Raw genomic sequence first — 18,976 nt, 5'->3', positions numbered from 1 at the left:
GGCCGGTCACCAGGTCCGGAACCGGGCGGGCGGATCATACAGGCCACCGGACCAGGCGACGAGATCCTCGATGCTGCGGGCCGCCAGCAGGGAGCGGTCCGCCTTGCGGACGTCGACCTTGAGGTCTTCGGGCAGCGCCACCAGACCGTCGCGGCGCAGCTCCTGCACGCGTCGCTCGTCGATGTCGCGGCCGACCGGGGTGGCGCCCGCGATCGCGGCCACCGCCTCGCGCCGCTCGGCCAGGCCGGCGGCCTTGTAGAGGTAGGCCACCCCCTCCTCGGTCACCACGTGGCTGACGTCGTCGCCGTAGATCATGATCGGCGGGATGGGCATCCCGGCGTCCTTGCCCACCTGGACGGCGTCCAGCGACTCCACGAACGCCGGGACGCCGCCGGAGCGGAAGGTCTGGGTGATCTGCACGACGAGCTTGCGTCCCCGGGGCGCGGAGGCCTCGCCGGTCAGCAGGCTCAGCCAGGCGGGGGAGGCGTGCCTGCGGCCGTGCGGATCGTGCCCCATGTTGGGAGCTCCGCCGAAACCGGTCAGCCGGCTCTCGGTGACCGTCGAGGAGTTGGCACAGGCGTCGATCTGCAGCGACGACCCGATGAACATGTCCACGGCGTACTGGCCCGCGAGCTGGCACAGCACCCGGTTCGACCGCAGCGATCCGTCCCTGCCGGTGAAGAACACGTCCGGGCGGGCGGCGACGTAGCGCTCGGTGCCGGGTTCCCCGCCGAAGCAGTGCACCGACTCGACCCAGCCGCTCTCGATGGCGGGAATGAGCGTCGGGTGCGGGTTGAGCGTCCAGTGCTTGCAGATCTTCCCGCGCAGGCCCAGCTCCTCGCCGTACGTGGGCAGGATGAGCTCGATCGCCGCGGTGTCGAAGCCGATCCCGTGGTTCAGCGTGGTCACGCCGTGCCGCTCGTAGATCCCGCGCAGCGCCAGCATGGCCATCAGGACCTCCACCGGGCCGATCTGGCGGGGATCCCGGGTGAACAGCGGCTCCAGCGCGAACGGCCGCGGGCTCCGCACCACCAGGTCCACCCAGTCGCCGGGGATGTCCACCCGGGTGACCTCGTCCACCAGCTCGTTGACCTGGACCAGGACCACCCCGTCGTGGAACGCCGTCGCCTCGGCGATGGTCGGGGTGTCCTCGGTGTCGGGGCCGGTGTACAGGTTTCCCTCGCGGTCGGCCTGCTCGGCGCAGAGCAGCGCGACGTCCGGGGTGAGGTCGACGAACATCCGCGCGTACAGCTCGACATAGGTGTGGATCGCCCCGACCTCGACCTTGCCGTCGGCGAGCAACTGCGCCATGCGCACGCTCTGCGGGCCGGCGTAGGAGAAGTCGAGGCGGTGGGCCACCCCGCGCTCGAAGACGTCCAGATGTTCACGCAGGCTGATCGAGGAGATCAGCATGTGGAGGTCGTGAACCACGTCCGGATCACAGTCGGCCAGCGCCTCGGCGAGGAAGTCCGCCTGTTTCTGGTTGTCGCCCTCCAGCGCCACCCGGTCGCCCGGACGCAGCAGCGCCTGCAGGGCGTCGCCCGTCCGCCCGGCGTCCAGCACCCGGCCCGAGGTGCCCGAGGTGAAGGAGCGGACCGCCTCCAACCGTTCCCGTTTCGCGGTCCGCCGCCGGGCCCAGTCCCGGGTGACCACCTTCGCGAGTGCCATCGCCTGCCCCCAATTAAGGCTTCTGGGGCTGATACCTCGCGAAATAGAAGAATTAACTCAAATTAGGTTAAAACGTCACGAAAGGCGATCAAGTGCTGATATCACCCCGATATTCTCCCCGCTGCGGGGAGGGAAACGCGGCGTCCGCCTCGCGCGGGGAAGCCTCACGAAAAACGAGGCGCCCCGTGTCGCCCGCGGTTGAGCGGTGTGGTGCGCGGACAGGTACGTCAGGCGGCGGCGCGGTCGCCGGTGCGGCGGCGGCGCAGGTCGGCTCGCGCGAGTGCGGGTGGTACGTAGGCGATGTCGAGCGTGCCCGGGTTCACCCCGGGCGGGACCACCTTGTCGATCTGGTCGAGGGTGTCGTCGTCGAGGGTGGTGCCGGCACCGGCGAGCAGGTCGTCGAGCTGCGCCATGGTGCGGGGGCCGATGATCGCCGAGGTGACCGCGGGATGGCTGATAACGAAGGCGAGGGCCAGATGGGTGAGCGACAGACCGGCCCGCTCGGCGATCGGGACGAGTCCTTCGACGGCGTCGTGGTTGCGCTTGTCGGTCATGTGTTTCGGCACCCAGTGCATGCGGGCGCTGGAGACCTGTTCGTCGACGCCCTCGCGGTAGCGGCCGGTGAGCAGGCCCGAGGCCAGCGGGCTCCAGACCAGCGTGCCCAGCCCGTAACGCTCGCACACCGGCAGGACGTCGCGCTCGATACCGCGGTTCAGGATCGAGTACGGCGGCTGTTCGGTGCGGAAGCGGGCCAGCCCGCGCCGTTCGCAAACCCACTGGGCCTCGACGATCTCCGCGGCCGGCAGGCTGGAGTGGCCGATCGCACGTACCTTACCCGCCCGCATGAGGTCGGTCAGGGCGGCGAGGGTTTCCTCGATGTCGGTGCCGGGCTCGGGGTGATGGACCTGGTAGAGGTCGATGTGGTCGACGCCGAGACGCCGCAGCGAGTTCTCGACCGCGGTGACGATCCAGCGGCGGGAGTTGCCGCGCCGGTTGGGATCGGTGCCCATGGGGCCGTTGAACTTGGTGGCGAGCACCACGTCGTCGCGTCGGCCGCGCAGCGCCCTGCCCACGATCCGTTCGGTCTCGCCGTCACCGCCGTAGACGTCGGCGGTGTCGATGAAATTGATACCGGCCTCAAGGGCCCGATGGACGATCCTGACGCAGTCGTCGGGGTCGGGGTTGCCGAACGGGCCGAACATCATGGTGCCCAGGCAGTAGGGGCTGACCTGGATGCCGGTACGGCCGAGGGGGCGGGTGCGCATGATCTGTTCCTTCCAAAGGCGGTCCGAGACGGCCGGGGAAGGCCGTTTCGGACCGGATGAGTGCGGTGGTGATCAGTCGGCGTACGGGGCGGCGACGTCGAGGATCCAGGTGACGCCGAAGCGGTCGGTCAGCATCCCGAAGCCCGGGGCCCACCGCGAGGGGCCGTATTCCTCGATGAGGTCGGCGCCGTCGGCGAGCTTCTCCCACAGCGCGCCGACTTCCTCGGCGGTTTCGCCACGGACGGACACGAAGAACCGCTCGCCGGTCAGTGTCATGCCGTGCTCGCGGGTGGTGGTGGCGGGCGCGGCGGCGGCCGGTGCCCGGCCGGGCACGTCGTAGGCCATGACGCCGAAGCCGTTGTCGGCCGCGACCTGGCCGAAGACGATCTTGTCGGCGTCGGGCAGGTCCTTCGGCATGCCGAAGTCGCCGTAGGTGACGGTGGTGAGGTGGCCGCCGAACACGGTCTGGTAGAACTCCAGCGCCGCGCGGGCGTCGCCGTGGAAGTTCAGGTGGGTGGTGGTGGAGATGGCCATGCCGGTGACTCCTTGTTGATCTTCCAGGCGCGACGGGCCTGGTAAGGGGTGATAAGGCGCGTTTGAGAGAGCTTCGGACGGCCGAACCGGGTGACCGGCCGCCTCGATACGAAGATTCGCAGGGATAGGTGACAGGATGTGGCACCTACTGCGGGCAGAATCAGGTTCATGCCGAAAACCTCCGCCCGGCTGCTGGCCCTGCTGTCCCTGCTGCAGACCCGCCGGGACTGGTCCGGCACGGTGCTGGCCGATCGCCTGGGCATCAGCCTGCGCACCGTGCGCCGCGACGTCGAGCGGCTCCGCGAGCTCGGCTACCCCATCGCCGCCGTCAAAGGCCCTGACGGCGGCTACCGGCTCGGCGCCGGCACCGAACTACCCCCGCTGCTGTTCGACGACGAACAGGCCGTCGCCCTCACCGTCGCCCTGCGGATCGTCGCCACCACCCCCGGCAACGGCCTCGCCGAACCCGCCGAACGGGCGCTGAACACCATCCGGCAGGTCATGCCCTCCCGGCTCCGGCACCGCATCGACGCGCTGCGTGTCACCGCCGTCGAACGACCCGTCACCCGGCCGGCCGCCCCGGTCGACGGCGACGCGCTCCTGAGCATCAGCGCCGCCGTCCACGCCCGCGAGATCCTGCGCTTCGACTACGGCGGCGAGGCCACCGACAAACCCCCGCGCCGCGTCGAACCCCACCATGTCGTCACCTGGGACGGACGCTGGTACCTCATCGCCTGGGACCTCGACCGCGACGACTGGCGCACCTTCCGCGCCGACCGGATCACCCCGCGCACCCCCAACGGGCCCCGGTTCACCCCCCGCGTCCTGCCCGGAGGAGACGTCGCCACCTTCGTCACCGGCACGTTCCGCGGCGGCTCCGGCGACGCCCCGGGCGACTGGCCCTGCCAGGGCACGGTGATCCTCGACCTGCCCGCCGCCACCGTGGCCCTCTACACCCGCGACGGACTCGTCGAGGAGATCGGCCCCCACCGCTGCCGGCTCACCCTCGGATCCTGGTCCTGGACCGGCCTCGCCGCCGCCGTCGCCCGCTACGACGCCGACATCGACGTCGTCGGCCCCGGCGAGCTCACCGACGCCTTCGCACACCTCGCCCGCCGATTCACCAGGACCGCGGCAGGCCACGGCATCACGTCGCCGACATCCTGAGTGCCGGTACCACCGAGGCCACGGCCGCGTGAGGCGAGGACGTCGTCACCGTCGCCGAGTTCCTCGGCCATGACATCGAGACCCCCGCCGCCGCAGCCGCTCCCCCCACCCCGTTGACGAGCAGGGGCCGCGCGAAGCCGCGCCCGGGGCCGTGGACACCGCAGCCCCGGCGGACGGTTTGCCAGCGGTCATCACTAAATGTCATTTACAGACTCGCAAAAACCTCGTAACCCTCGCAGGCGATCATGCGCGATCTGATTCAGGTCGTACATGCAAAAACCCCACCAATAGCGGACGTAAGCACCGCTGGGGCATTGCGCTCGAAGGGAAAAACATGCGCTTGCACGCGCAGGCCAGGATACGGACGCTCGCCGGAGCCGTGACCGCCGTACTCGCCTCCACGATGCTCCTCGCCGGACCCGCCCATGCCGACCCACCCGTATCCGGAACCGGCGAGGACGGCGCCTGGTCGGTCGAGACCGTGGAGAGTGGCTACAAGATCACCCTCCGGCTCGCCGAGCCGCTCCCGGTGCGGGACGCCATCCCGGAACTCGCCGTCGACGGCACCTCGCTCGGCCCCGCCGTAGAGTCGCCGGACGGCACGACCCTGACGATCACCACGTCCGACCCCAAGGCCGCCTCGGCGGCGTCCGTCGACGTGGCCTGGAACGGGGAGGTCCCCTCGGAGGCCGCCCCCACCGCGAGGATCGCCCCCAAACCGGCGCCTCACCAGCAGAACCAGCAGAAGCGGCCGAGCCCACCTCCTCTCCCGATCGACCCGGCGACCCCCGGGCGCTACACCGTCGTCCACGACGAGTACGACCTCGGCGACACCGCCATCACCCTGGCGGGCCTCGGCGGCAGGCAGGCCGAGATCCGCGCGAAGGTGTACCTGCCGAAGGAGGCCACCGGCAGGCTTCCCCTGGTCGTCTTCCAGCACGGCCGCCACTCGGCGTGCTACAACCCCGTCACGCGCCAGACGTCGAACAGCACCTGGCCGTGCCCGGCCGGACAGCAGCCGATCCTCAGCTTCACCGGGTACGACGGCCCCGCCGACGTGCTCGCCAGCCACGGGTACGCCGTCGTGTCGGTCAGCGCCAACGGTGTCAACGCCGCCGACAACCCGTTCAGCGAGGACCGGGGCGCGCTCGCGCGCGGCGAGGTCGTCATGCGCCACCTCGACCTGCTCGCCGACGCGACGAAGGGGACGGGCGACGGCAGGCTCGTCGAGCTCTTCGAGGACCGTCTCGACATGGGCGACATCGGCCTGATGGGGCACTCACGCGGGGGTGAGGGTGTCGTCAAGGCGGCGCTGCTCAACGCCGGGCGTCCCACGCCGTACGGGATCAGGGCGGTCCTCCCGCTCGCGCCCACCGACTTCGCCCGCGCGACCCTGCCCAACATCCCGATGTCCGTCTTCCTGCCGTACTGCGACGGAGACGTCTCCAACCAGCAGGGCCAGCACTTCTACGACGACTCCCTGTACGCCTTCGAGAAGGACGAGGCGTCCCGCTCCTCGCTCATGATCATGGGAACGAACCACAACTTCTTCAACACCGAGTGGACACCGGGCGTGGCCGTCGCACCGGCGTCCGACGACTGGAGCAACCGGAACGACCCGGTGTGCGGCAGCACCGCCGCCCCCGGCCGGTTGACCCCGGCCGAGCAGTACGCGGTGGGCACGGCGTACATCGCCGGGTTCTTCCGTCTCGTCCAGGGCGGGGAGCACGAACTGCTCCCGCTGTTCGACGGCAGCGGCGCCGTTCCGGCGTCCGCCGGGCGCGCGGTCGTCCACACGGTCGCGCAGGCCGAGGCCGACAAGCGCCTCGACGTGGCTCCCTTCACCTCCCCGTCGTCGCCCTTCACGGTCTCCGGGGCGGCGACCGGCGTGATCTGCGCCGGCATGCTGGACCGCTCGCCGCAGAGCGGCGTGCCCACCTGCGCCACCCGGCTGACCACCTCGCAGGCGCCGTCCTGGACACCCGCGACGTACGCCGGGAACGTCACCGCCACGCCGGTCCTGCGGTTCGCCTGGACCGACACCACCGGTGCGGTGAGCGTCCCGCTGCCCGAGGGGTCGCGGAACGTCAACGGCTACGACGCGCTGACCTTCCGCGCCGCCCTCGACGAGAACGCGACGGGGAACGTCGACCTGGCGGTCACCGTCGTCGACGGTCGCGGCACGACCGGCACCGTGCCGGTCTCCAACGTGAGCGACGCCCTCACGCCGTTCCCCGGCACGACCTCGCCGCTCCCCAAGACGTGGCTGCGGACGGTACGCGTCCCGATGTCGTCCCTCGACGAGGTGGACCTGCGTGACGTGCGGGAGGTCCGTGTCACCGGCGCGAGCCCGACCGGCGGCGTGTACCTGGGCGACCTCGCGTTCTCCGATGTCCGCGTGGGCAAGGCCGAACTGGACGAGCTGCCGCAGGTCTCGCTCCAGGGGCTCACCGTCCCCGAGGGTGACGGCCCCGGCACCGCCACCATGACGCTGACGCTGTCGGGGCGGAGCAAGAGGCCGGTGACGGTCAACGTCCAGTCGATCCCCGGCGGCACCGCACCGGTCATCACGGCGCTGGCCCAGCAGGTCGTCATCCCCGTCGGGGCGAGGTCGGCCACCTTCCAGGTGCCGATCGCGGGCGACACCATCCCGGCGACGGCCGCGCAGTCGTACCAGGTGGTCGCGTCCGTGCCGACGAACGCCACGATCGGGGGTGGTTTCGCCCGCCTCGTCGTCACCGACGACGACGCGCTCTGACCTCGGCGGGTACGGCTCACCGGCCGTACCCGCCGCCGTGGGATCCGCCGGTGGCCCGAGCCCCGTCCGGCGGTGAACACGGAAGCCGCTCCCTTCGACGACGAGCCGATGGATTCCATCGGCTCGTCGCTTTGCCGGCTCCTCGGCGAGGCGCCGGAACCCGTGCGGTCGACACGCTCCTGTCGGCTCGGCCGTCTTGTGCGCCGACGTAGCGCTCTCGGCGGCGCCGCGGAAGGGTCTCCGGCTCGGAAAAGATGAAAAGTGCGAATGTAACGTTCCAATGACAGAAGGCACGCGCCTTCTACCTGCGCATATTCGAAGATGTCAACTCGTTACCTCGCAACAAGGTGCACACCGGACACGTGCATGTTACAAACCTCATTAGTTGATTGCCGAGACAAACGAAAGGCGGTGGCTCGCGTGACCCAGGAATACAACACCGCGTACGCGGCCGGCACCGCCTTGCCGACCAGCTCTCCCATGGTGCGCCAGACGAACCTCTCGCTGGTCCTGCGCCACCTGCGCGACCACGCCTCCCAGTCTCGCGCCGACATCGCGGAGGTGACCGGCCTGCACCGGGCCACGGTCTCCAACCTGGTGTCCGAGCTGCTCGACCGGCGACTCGTCCGGGAGGTCGACACGGAGCACGTCGGCGCGATCGGTCGCCCCCGGCGCCCCCTGGCCCTGCACGGCGCCCATGTCGGCGCGCTGGGTCTGGAGATCAACGTTGACTACATCTCGGTCCACGGGTCCGACCTCAGCGGCCGGGTCCTGGTGGAGCGCCGGGTCGGCTTCGACACGATAGCCGGTGGCCCGGACCGCGCACTGCGCGTGCTCAGCCAGATGGCCCTGGAGGCCGTCGAGACGATGGAGCGGGCCGAGGCCGTCCCGGCCGGTGTCGGGGTGGCACTCCCCGGTCTGGTCGACGTGGCGCGTGGCGTCGTCACGTTCGCGCCCAACCTGGGCTGGCGCGACCTGCCGCTGGCGGAGCGGCTGTCGGCGGCGCTCGGCCCGTGGAGCGTTCCAGTGTCGGTGGACAACGACGCCAACCTCGCGGCCGTGGCCGAGCACACCTCCGGCGTCGCGGCTGGCACCCCCCACCTCGTCTACCTGACCGGCGAGGTCGGCGTGGGCGGCGGCATCTTCGTCGACGGCAGGCTGCTCCGCGGCGCGGACGGCTTCTCCGGCGAGGTCGGGCACCTGCCGGTCGACCCGGCCGGCGCCCGCTGCGGCTGCGGGCGGCACGGCTGCTGGGAGACCAAGGTGGGACTGGCCGCGCTGGTGCGGCTGGCCATGCCCGATCAGGCGTACCAGCCGGCCGACCTGCCGGTATCCGACCCCGAGGAGCGCGCGACGGAGATCGCCAGAGGATTGGCCGAGGGTGACCGTCAGATGATGAACGCGGTCGCGCAGGTGGGGCGGTGGCTCGGGCTCGGCGGCTCGATCCTGGCCAACCTGTTCAACCCGCGGGTGATCGTCGTCGGCGGTTACTTCGCCACACTCGCCGAATGGCTGCTGCCCCACGCTCAGGCGGAGCTGGAACGCCTGGTCGTGGCCCGCTCCGCCAGCCAGTGCCGGTTCGTCGCCTCCAACCTCGGTTTCGGCGCCGCCTCACGGGGCGCCGCGAGCATGGTGGTCAACCGGCTCATCGACCACCCGACCATGATCATGGATTCATTACCCCGCCTGTCAGCTATCTGACAGGCCCCCGAGCCTGGAGGCGGCACCCTCCAGTCGCAGTACCCAACCTCATGTAACAAGTGGCACCAGTGCGGCGGCGCGCGCTTTGCCTGACACCCCCCAGTCAGGGAAGGAATCACCCCATGTCACCACGTTCTCGAACGTGGGCCAGGTTCTCCAAGATCCTGCCAATAACCGAAACCTCCTCCCTACGCCGGACGGCGGCGACGGTGGCCCTGGCCCTCGTCATGCCCCTGGTTCCCGTCTTCACACTCATGGCGTCGCCCGCGAACGCCGCGACCGCGTCCAAGGCCTCGGCGAACGCCGCCGATCCCGCCTTCAAGGTGCTGGTCTTCTCCAAGACCAGCGGCTTCCGGCACGACTCGATTCCCGAGGGAATCGCCGCGGTCCAGAAGCTCGGCCAGGAGAACAACTTCGCGGTCGACACGACCGAGGACAGCGCCCAGTTCACCGACGCCAACCTGGCGCAGTACCAGGCCGTCATCTTCATGTCCACGACCGGCGACCCGGTGACCACGCCGGACCAGAAGGCCGCCTTCGAGCGTTACATCCAGGGCGGCGGCGGCTTCGCCGGCATCCACGCGGCCTCCGACAGCGGCTACAACTGGGAGTGGTACGGCAAGCTCGTCGGCGCGTACTTCAAGTCGCACCCGGCCACCCAGCAGGCGACGGTTCTCACCGAGGACCTCGCCCACCCGTCGACCTCGCACCTGCCGACCTCGTGGACCCGCGTCGACGAGTGGTACGACTTCCAGGCCAACCCGCGCAACAACGTGCACGTGTTGCAGTCGATGAACCAGAAGTCCTACACCGGCTCCACGCAGGGCATCGACCACCCGATCTCCTGGTGTCAGGACTACGACGGCGGACGCTCCTGGTACACCGGCCTCGGCCACACCAAGGAGAGCTTCGCCGAGCCGAACTTCACCAAGATGCTCCTCGGCGGGATCAAGACCGCGGCGGGCGCCGAGAAGGCCGACTGCTCGGCCTCGCAGAGCGGCAGCTTCGAGAAGGTCACCCTCGACGACAACACGGCGAACCCGATGATGACCGACATCGCCAAGGACGGCCGGGTCTTCTACATCGACCGCCTGGGTGACGTCAAGATCATCAAGACCACCGGCTCGACCGTGACCGCCGGTCGCATCAACGTGTTCACCGCCAACGAGAGCGGTCTGCTCGGCCTGGCGCTGGACCGGAACTTCGCCACCAACAACTGGCTGTACCTCTTCTACTCGCCGACGGGCCAGAACGTCGACCGGCTGAGCCGGTTCACGGTCAACGGCGACGCGCTCGACTTCTCCAGCGAGAAGGTCATCCTCAACGTGCCGGTGCAGCGGGCCGAGTGCTGCCACCACGGTGGCGGCATGATGATGGACCACAAGACCGGCGACCTGTGGCTGGCCACCGGTGACAACACCAACCCGTTCGCCTCGGACGGCTTCACGCCGACCGACGAGCAGGCGGGCCGGTCCTCGTGGGACGCGCAGCGCACCTCGGGCAGCACCAACGACCTGAGCGGCAAGCTGCTGCGCATCACCCCGCAGGACGACGGCACCTACACCGTTCCGGCCGGGAACCTGTTCCCGCCGGGCACGGACAAGACCAAGCCCGAGATCTACGCCATGGGCTTCCGTAACCCGTTCCGCATGGGCCTGGACCCGAAGACCGGCTTCCCGATGGTGGCCGACTACGGACCCGACGCCGGTGCCGCGAGCGCCACCCGTGGCCCGCGGGGCACCGTCGAGTGGAACCTGGTCAGCAAGCCGGGCAACTACGGCTGGCCGTACTGCGTGGGCGACAACACGCCGTACATCGACTACAACTTCGCCACCAAGACGTCGGGGGCGGCGTACAACTGCGCCGCGCCGGTGAACGACTCCCCCAACAACACCGGCCTGACCAACCTGCCCCCGGCGATCGCCGCGGCGATCCCGTACACCGGCGCCACCAACCCGAACTCCTTCCCCGAGCTCAACGGCGGCGCGCCGATGGCGGGCCCGGTCTACCGCTACGACGCCGACCTGGAGTCGCCCGTCAAGTGGCCGGCCTACTGGGACGGCAAGGCGATCTTCGGTGAGTGGAACACGAACAAGATGTTCTCGTTCCAGCTCAACGAGGCCGGCAACGCCCAGATCAAGATCAACCAGATCCTGGGGGCGATGAGCTTCAAGCGCCCCATGGACATCAAGTTCGGTCCGGACGGCGCGCTGTACCTGATCGAGTGGGGCTCCGGCTTCGGCGGCGACAACGCCGACTCCGGGATCTACCGCATCGAGTACGTCAAGGGCACCCGCCCGCCGATCGCCCGCATCTCCGCGGACAAGACCGACGGCCCGGCTCCGCTGACCGTGCAGTTCTCCAGCCAGGGATCGAGCGACCCGGACGGCAAGCCGATCACCTACGCGTGGGACTTCGACGGCGACGGCACCACCGACTCGACCGCCGCCAACCCCTCGCACACCTACACCGAGGCCGGGCAGTACAGCGCGGTCCTGACCGTCAGCAACCCCGACGGCCTCACCGGCACGGCGAACCTGCCGATCACCGCGGGCAACACCCGTCCGAAGGTGACCTTCGAGCTGCCGCCGAACGGCGCGTTCTTCGAGTTCGGCGACCAGGTGAACTACAAGATCGTCGTTACCGACGCCGAGGACGGCACGGTCGACTGTGACGACGTCAAGATCCAGGCGTACCTGGGTCACGACAGCCACGGTCACCCGCTCGACCAGCACGAGGGCTGCGAGGGCACCATCCAGACGCTGTCCGACAGCGGCCACGGCATCGACGACAACCTGTTCTACATCCTTGAGGCGACCTACGCCGACAAGGGGGGCTCGGGTGGCGCCCAGTCGCTGACCGGGCGGGCCGAGGTCATCCTCCAGCCCAAGCGCAAGCAGGCCGAGCACTTCTCGTCCACCGGCCGGGTCGCGAACGGCACCGGCACCGACGCCGCCGGCGTCCAGACCGAGACGAGCACCGACCCGCAGGGCGGCGCCCAGAACATCGGCTTCACCAACGACGGCGACTACTGGGGCTACACCCCGATCAACCTGGGCGGCATCTCCCAGGTCCGGTTCCGGGTATCCTCGGGCGGCGCCGGCGGCACCGTGCAGATCAAGACGGGCAACGCCGACACCGGGACCCTGGTGGGCTCGGTCGACATCACGCCGACCGGCGGCTGGCAGACGTACAAGGACGTCACGGTCGACCTGACCAACGTCCCGGCGACGACCGGCCCGCTGTTCTTCATCGTGCGCAAGCCGGCGAGCGCGGCCAACGACGCCTACCTGCTCAACTTCAACTGGGTCGACTTCATCGGCCAGGGCGCCACCGACAACCAGCGCCCGACGGTGACCGTGGCGGCGACCCCGACCACGGGCGTCGCCCCGCTGAAGGTCGACTTCACCTCGACCGCCACCGACCCCGACAACAACACCCCGCTCACGTACAAGTGGAACTTCGGCGTGAACGGCTCGCCGGAGCCGACCACCGCCAACGCGAGCCACACCTACACCGCGCCCGGCACGTACACCGCCACGGTGACCGTGACCGACGCCAAGGGTGCCTCGACGAGCAAGACGGTCTCCATCAAGGTGGACCCGTCGAGCACCGCGTGCCTGACCGGTCGTTCCGACGACTTCCTGGGCACCGCGCTCGACCGGGACCGCTGGTCGGTCGTCCGTGAGGACCAGAACCTCAAGGTCGCGGACGGCAAGCTCGTCCTGCCGACGTCGCTCACCGAGATCTACGGCACCGCCCCCGGAACCACGACCAACCTCGTGCTCCAGCCGACGCCGGAGGGGGCCTGGACGGCCACCACCAAGTTCACGCTGAACGCCCGCGACATGTACCAGCAGGCGGGTCTGATCGTGTACGGCGACGACAACAACTACGCCAAGATGGTGCTCCAGGCGCGGGGAACCAACGACCACGCCGCCCGCATCTTCCAGTTCATCCGGGAGGAGAACGGCACGCCCAACGAGGTGGCGCAGAGCAACACGGCCAACCTCGGGGACGCCTACCCCGACACGGTGTACGTGCGGTTCATGAGCGACGGCACCAACCTCACCGCCCACTACTCGGCGGACGGGACCACCTTCACGGCGATGCCGCAGACCAAGGCGCTCGCCGGGATCACCAACCCGAGGATCGGCATGTTCGCCCTGGCGAGCACGGGCAACCGCCCGATCGTCGACGCCTCCTTCGACTGGTTCCACATCAGCCCCGACGACACCGCGGGTCAGCCGGCGCCGAGTGACGAGTTCAACGGCTCGTCCCTCGACACCTGCCGCTGGAACGCGATCGTCCGCGGTGACAGCTCGGCCACCCGGGTGACCGGTGGCAACCTGGAGATCGACACCCAGGCCGGCGACATCTTCGGGACCGGCAACACCAACCCGAAGAACTTCATCCTGCAGACGGCGCCGAGTGGCGACTGGACGCTGGAGACGAAGGTCGACGGGTCGGCGCTCAACGAGCAGTACCAGCAGGGCGGCCTGATCGTCTACGCCGGTGACGACGACTACGTGAAGCTCGACTACGTCGTCGACAACACCGCGGGTTCCGCGGTGGCGCGGCGGATCGAGCTGCGCAGCGAGGTCGCCGGAACCGTCCTGGACCCGCAGCCGCAGATCGGCTCGCTCACCCAGGGCGTCTGGCACCTGCGCCTGAAGAAGGAGGGCACCAGCTTCAAGGGTTCCTACTCCGCCGACGGCACCACGTGGACCGAGTTCGCGCAGGCGGTGACGAACACCGCCGTCGGCAACGGCAAGATCGGTGTGTACACCATCGGCACCGCGCAGCAGGCGTCCAAGACGGTCAAGTTCGACTACTTCCGCCTCAACGGTGGCGGCGGTACGGGCGACTCGACCGCTCCGGTGACCACGGCCACCCCCGACCCGGCCCAGCCGGCGAACGGGTGGTTCAACAGCCTGATCCTGGTCACGCTGGCCGGTGCCGACGAGGCGCAGGGCAGCGGCGTCGACAAGACCGAGTTCCAGCTCGACAACGGCGCCTGGACCACGTACCTGGCGGCGGAGCCGGTGGTCATCACCGGTGACGGCAACCACACCCTGGCGTACCGTTCCGTCGACAAGGCGGGCAACGTCGAGGCGACCAAGACGCTCGCCGTCAAGGTCGACGCGACCGCGCCCACCACGACCGCGGACTTCCTCCCGGTCGGGCAGGGCACCGTGCCGGTGACCCTCGCCGCGGCGGACGCGACGTCCGGTGTGGAGAAGATCGAGTACGCCCTCGACGGCGGCGACTGGACGCCCTACACCACGACGGTCAACGTCACCGGTGTCGGCGACCACGAGCTGCGCTACCGCGCCACCGACAAGGCCGGCAACGTCGAGGAGACCAAGGCCGCGACCATCAAGATCGAGGAGGGGGGCACCGAGCCCACCATCCTCATCTCCGGTGTCGCGGACGGTACCGAGTACGGCGACAGCCAGGACCTCACCATCGCCTGGGAGGTCGCCGGAGCCGGGGTCAAGACCGTGACCGGCACGCTGGACGGCCAGCCGTTCACGTCCGGGACCGTTCTGCAGCTCCACAAGCTGGCCCTGGGCGAGCACACGCTCACCGTCACCGTCACGACCGAGTCCGGCGGCACGTACGAGCAGTCGGTCGCGTTCAAGACGGTCACCTCGACCGACGACATCTCCGCCCTGATCGAGCGCTTCGAGGCGGCCGGGCAGCTGACGGCCACCGGTGCCGCGAAGCTCCAGGACAAGATCTCCAAGGTCATGGTGTCCGAGGACAAGGAGCGCGAGCGCGACAAGAAGAAGATCGTCAAGAAGCTCGAGCGCTTCATCGAGGCGGTCAACGACCCGAAGACCGTCTCCAACGCGGCGGTGAAGGCCACGTTCCTGCGTGACGCCAACGCCCTGATCGTCGCCAACGGCGGCACGCCCGTGTAAGTCGACCCGGGGGGTGCCGGACTCCTTCCCTGAGTCCGGCACCCCCGATGGATCCGTAGCCGGGGTGCCCCACGGCACGGAGCACCCCGGTTCGTACTCCGGTTTGTACTCCGGCGACGGCGGACGGCCACCGGACCGCCGTCGCCGGACCCACCGCCAAACCCGTCACCGAACCCGTCGCCGAACCCGGAAGGGAACCACGACCCGTGAACAAGGCCCTGAGATACGCCGCGACCATCCTGCTGGCCGGGCTCGGGCTGCTGCTCGGCGCCCCGGCCGCCTCCGCCGCGCTCGACTCCCCCCTCGCCCTGGAGGTCGCCGGAGACGGCGCCCGCAACGTCAACGTGCTGTTCACCTGGAAGAAGGACGGCCGCCCGGTCACCGACATCGTCGCGGCGACCCTGCTCGCGAAGGCCCCCGACGGCCGTACCTTCGGCCCGATCCCGCTGAAGTCGGCCCCCGAGGGCCAGAACCTCTACAACGCGGCCGAGCCGCTCCCCGCGGGTGAGTGGAAGGTCACCGTGACCGCCACCAAGCCCGCCGAGGCCAGCAAGTCGGCGACCGTGAAGGCACAGGACATCAAGCTCCCCGCGGCGGCCGCTCCGGTGTCCAGCACGGCACTGGCCGAACGCGCCCAGGAGAGCTCGTCGGACGACCTGCCCCTCCAGATCGGCGTCATCGTCGCCGCCGCACTGGCCGCCGTCGCGGTCATGATCGTCCTTATCCGCCGCCGGAACGTCTCCGGCTGACCCCCGGGGGCCGGAGGACCACCGTGCCCCCGAGGCTCGAACCCCGAACGAACTCCCGAATCCGCGAACCCGCGAACCCGCGGATCAAAAACCCGCTCAGCGGTGTCGCGCGTCCCGGATCGTGCCCAGGTGATCGGTGAGGACCTGGGAGTACGAGGCGACCGACGGCAGGAGCTCGCGTGCTTGCCGCCACAGCGCATCGATCTCGGCGCGCCTTTGGGACGCGCTTTCCTCATCCTCGGGCATCACCGGCCCTTCTCCCTCTTCTCCCTCTTCGAGGGCCCACGCACGTATTTCGGCGGCCAGCGCCACCTCCACGGCTTCGGATGCCTCGCGGATGGCGTTGATCGAGGCAGGAGGCGCGACCGCCGCCTCCAGCGATCGCACGATGTGGGCACTCGACGGCAACAGCGGTATCTGATGCCGGATCCATACCTGGCCCCACAAACGTCGACGCCTGCCCTCCGGGAACCCGTCCTCGACGACCCTCCTCTCTCCGGACGGAGAGAACGCGGCCCTCAACCCGACCTCGGACGCGAACCTCACACCCCCGACCGGGTCAAGACCGGGCGCCCAGCTGTCGTCCATGAGAATGGCGAGTTCGGCGAGCTGACGGTCATGATCCGAGATGGGGGGAAGAAAGGCGAGGGCCTCTTCCCCCATCTCCCCGTACGGGTTGGCGGCGGCCACGCGAGCGAGGGTGAGAGACCTTCCCTGGATCACCCCCAGAACAGCGCACACCGCGACATCGGCCCACCATGCGGTGAGCCTGCAGGCGATCTCCTCGTGACGATTGCGGGCTTCCTCCACGAGCAGGACCTGCTCGCTGATCAGCGCCATCCGCGGGTCGATGTCCGGGCAGCGGTCCACCGGTGTTCGCTCTTGCCTGGCGCTGAGGTCGTCCAGGAGCCGGTCGGCCGCGGCCAGGTCGTCGAGTGCCTGACGGACCACCGCCGCCAGCTCCTGCAGGGTGTGGTCAAGCTGCTCGTCGCTCACTCTCGTTCCTGGTGAGAGCGATGACACGGTGGGCTCATCGTGCGGCACGGCATGCTCCGGGGTCGGGAGTTCGGACGTCTTTGCCCTGCGGCCGGAATATGCGCAGCACCCGCATCCGGGGACCGGCCGTGGCATCCACCCTGCGCAGAGTATCCCCAGGCTCCGCCGCACAAGTGGAAGACGAGACATTTTCCATAGACGTGAAGCGGGGCGAGGCCGATGATCGGTGTTCGCCACATTTCAATAGCGCGCCATATCGGACAAATCCAATGGATTAAAAATCGGGGGCCGTTCTCCGTGCGCGAAGGCCGAAGAGGAGCCTCGGCCGGGCGTCCGGTCTTCCGGGTGGCCGTCGTCTCGTCACGCTCGGCGGTCCCCCTCCGCCGTCGGAGCGTCTTCCTGCCAGGAGAAGTTCACCCCGCATCCCGTTTCCCTCCCCGCGGTGGGGTAAGTGGCCCGGCATGCGCTATCACGTTCTGGCCTGTGACTACGACGGGACGCTGGCTACCGAGGGCCGCGTCGACGACGACACCCTGGACGCGCTCGAACGCCTCGCACGCTCGGGGAGGCGGCTGGTCATGGTGACCGGCAGGGAAATCGAATCCCTCACCCGCGACTTCGCGCGGCTGGACCTGTTCGACCTGGTCGTCGCCGAGAACGGGGCCGTGCTGTACCGTCCCGACGAACAGGAGAGCTCGATCCTCGCGGAGGCGCCGCCCGAGGCCCTCGTCGAACGCCTGCGCGAGCTGGACGTGGAGCCGCTCAGCGTCGGCTCGGTGATCGTGGCCACCTCGGAACCCCACGCCGAGACCGTTCTCAACGCCATCCGCGAGCTCGGCCTGGAGATGCAGGTCATCTTCAACAAGGGCGCGGTGATGGTCCTGCCCTCGGGCGTCAACAAGGCCACCGGCCTCGCCGCCGCCCTCGCCGAGTTGGAGATGTCGGCGCACAGCACGGTAGGCGTGGGCGACGCCGAGAACGACCACGCGTTCCTGGCCGCGTGCGAGTGCGCGGTCGCGGTCGCCAACGCGCTCCCCGCCGTCAAGGAACGGTGTGACCTGGTGACCGAGCGCGAGCGCGGTGCCGGGGTCGTCGAGTTGATCGACCGGCTCATGGAGGACGACCTGTCCGACGTGGACGTGACGCGCCACCGCCTGCTCCTGGGCACCGACGACGCCGGAGAGGTGCGGTTCCCGCCGTACGGCATGCGCATGCTGGTCGCCGGGCCCTCGCACAGCGGCAAGTCCACCGTCACGGCCGCGTTGCTGGAGCGGATCACCAGGGCCGGTTACCAGTTCTGCCTGATCGACCCCGAGGGCGACTACACCGACGGGATCGAGGGCGCGGCCGTGCTCGGCGACGTCCGGCGCGCGCCCACCCAGGAGGAGATCCTCCAGGTGTTGCAGGACGTCGGGCAGAGCGTCGTGGTCAACCTGCTGGGGGTGCCCCTCGACGACCGGCCGGGTTTCTTCCAGGACTTCCTGCCCCGCCTGTCGGCGCTGCCGGCCGGTTCCGGGCACCCGCACTGGCTGGTGGTCGACGAGGCCCACCACATGATGCCCGACGGGTTCAGGCTGCAGTCGGTGGAGATGCTGCGCGAGATAGGCGGGCTCCTGCTGGTCACCGTGCATCCCGAGGCGGTCAGCGAGGCGGTCGTCAAGACCCTCAACACGGTCGTCGCGGTCGGGGACGAGCCGGGGGGCGTCCTGGGCGCGTTCGCCGCCGCCACCGGCCGCGACGCTCCCGGCAAGGACCTTCCCGACCTGCCGACCGGGGAGCTGCTGTTCTGGGAGCTGGACGGCGAGCCGGTCAGGGTGCGGCTGGCCCCGCCCGAGGAGGAGCGCCAGAGGCACCGCCGCAAGTACGCGGCCGGCGAGCTCGGGGAGGACGCCAGCTTCTACTTCCGCGGTCCCGAGAAGGCGCTGAACCTGCGGGCCGGCAACCTGATGGCGTTCTGCCGCATCGCCGACGGCGTCGATGAGGAGACGTGGAACCACCACCTGCGCCAGGGCGACTATTCGCGGTGGATGGCGGACAGCATCAAGGACGAGGAACTGGCGGCCGAGGTGGCCGAGGTCGAGCAGGATCCCGGTGATTCCGTCGACGACGCCAGGGGGCGGGTACGCGAGCTCATCGAGGCCCGCTACACCGCCCCCGCCGAACCGAGCGGAATCACCTGACTCTCCAGCCGGTACGGCGTGAACCGCGCCG

Annotated in this window: 10 protein-coding genes; 6 read left to right on the top strand and 4 right to left on the bottom strand. The window is 69.6% G+C overall.

The features are described from left to right. Positions 1 to 6: 6 nt before the first annotated feature. The 3 genes from mdcA to ABD817_RS19380 form a co-directional block, all read right to left on the bottom strand. A complete protein-coding gene (mdcA, locus tag ABD817_RS19390; RefSeq protein ID WP_344919382.1) occupies positions 7 to 1,668 on the bottom strand; it encodes a malonate decarboxylase subunit alpha in 1,662 nt (553 codons plus the stop codon). Positions 1,669 to 1,895: 227 nt separating this feature from the next. Next, entirely contained in the window at positions 1,896 to 2,933 is a 1,038-nt protein-coding gene (locus tag ABD817_RS19385) for an aldo/keto reductase (protein WP_344919381.1), read from the bottom strand. A 72-nt stretch (positions 2,934 to 3,005) separates the two neighbouring features. Beyond that, the gene (locus ABD817_RS19380) at positions 3,006 to 3,467 is read right to left on the bottom strand and encodes a VOC family protein (protein WP_344919380.1); all 462 of its coding nucleotides are present in this window, start codon (positions 3,465 to 3,467) and stop codon (positions 3,006 to 3,008) included. 168 nt (positions 3,468 to 3,635) lie between these two features. Here ABD817_RS19380 and ABD817_RS19375 point away from each other — a divergent pair, with 168 nt between their 5' ends. The 5 genes from ABD817_RS19375 (at position 3,636) to ABD817_RS19355 (ending at position 15,769) form a co-directional block, all read left to right on the top strand. Further along, entirely contained in the window at positions 3,636 to 4,634 is a 999-nt protein-coding gene (locus ABD817_RS19375) for a helix-turn-helix transcriptional regulator (RefSeq protein WP_344919379.1), read from the top strand. A gap of 334 nt (positions 4,635 to 4,968) precedes the next feature. Then, entirely contained in the window at positions 4,969 to 7,392 is a 2,424-nt protein-coding gene (locus tag ABD817_RS19370) for an alpha/beta hydrolase (RefSeq protein ID WP_344919378.1), read from the top strand. A 420-nt stretch (positions 7,393 to 7,812) separates the two neighbouring features. Beyond that, positions 7,813 to 9,093 (top strand): ROK family protein, encoded by a 1,281-nt coding sequence (locus tag ABD817_RS19365; protein ID WP_344919377.1) that lies wholly within the window; start codon positions 7,813 to 7,815, stop codon positions 9,091 to 9,093. 209 nt (positions 9,094 to 9,302) lie between these two features. Beyond that, on the top strand, positions 9,303 to 15,020 hold the full coding sequence (locus ABD817_RS19360) for a ThuA domain-containing protein (protein ID WP_344919376.1): 5,718 nt from the start codon (positions 9,303 to 9,305) through the stop codon (positions 15,018 to 15,020). A gap of 206 nt (positions 15,021 to 15,226) precedes the next feature. Further along, entirely contained in the window at positions 15,227 to 15,769 is a 543-nt protein-coding gene (locus tag ABD817_RS19355; protein ID WP_344919375.1) for a hypothetical protein, read from the top strand. A 96-nt stretch (positions 15,770 to 15,865) separates the two neighbouring features. Here ABD817_RS19355 and ABD817_RS19350 read toward each other — a convergent pair whose 3' ends face one another. After that, positions 15,866 to 16,765 carry a hypothetical protein gene (locus tag ABD817_RS19350; RefSeq protein ID WP_344919374.1) on the bottom strand — a complete coding sequence of 300 codons (900 nt, stop codon included), beginning with the start codon at positions 16,763 to 16,765 and terminating at the stop codon, positions 15,866 to 15,868. Between the two features lie 461 nt (positions 16,766 to 17,226). On the opposite strand from ABD817_RS19350, the gene ABD817_RS19345 reads away from it, so the two are divergent. After that, positions 17,227 to 18,945 (top strand): HAD family hydrolase, encoded by a 1,719-nt coding sequence (locus tag ABD817_RS19345; RefSeq protein WP_344919373.1) that lies wholly within the window; start codon positions 17,227 to 17,229, stop codon positions 18,943 to 18,945. The last annotated feature ends 31 nt before the right edge of the window (positions 18,946 to 18,976 follow it).

Origin of the sequence: Streptosporangium oxazolinicum, from assembly GCF_039537505.1 — a bacterium.
GTDB classification, from domain to species: Bacteria; Actinomycetota; Actinomycetes; order Streptosporangiales; family Streptosporangiaceae; genus Streptosporangium; species Streptosporangium oxazolinicum.
This window is presented reverse-complemented; position numbering and strand designations above follow the sequence as displayed.

What these genes read in the sequence shown, in the direction of transcription:
- ABD817_RS19370 (WP_344919378.1), top strand. Translation starts at nt 4,969, where the DNA reads ATGCGCTTGCACGCGCAGGCCAGGATACGGACGCTCGCCGGAGCCGTG.
- ABD817_RS19345 (WP_344919373.1), top strand. Translation starts at nt 17,227, where the DNA reads ATGCGCTATCACGTTCTGGCCTGTGACTACGACGGGACGCTGGCTACC.
- ABD817_RS19375 (WP_344919379.1), top strand. Translation starts at nt 3,636, where the DNA reads ATGCCGAAAACCTCCGCCCGGCTGCTGGCCCTGCTGTCCCTGCTGCAG.
- ABD817_RS19385 (WP_344919381.1), bottom strand. Translation starts at nt 2,933, where the DNA reads ATGCGCACCCGCCCCCTCGGCCGTACCGGCATCCAGGTCAGCCCCTAC.
- mdcA (WP_344919382.1), bottom strand. Translation starts at nt 1,668, where the DNA reads ATGGCACTCGCGAAGGTGGTCACCCGGGACTGGGCCCGGCGGCGGACC.
- ABD817_RS19380 (WP_344919380.1), bottom strand. Translation starts at nt 3,467, where the DNA reads ATGGCCATCTCCACCACCACCCACCTGAACTTCCACGGCGACGCCCGC.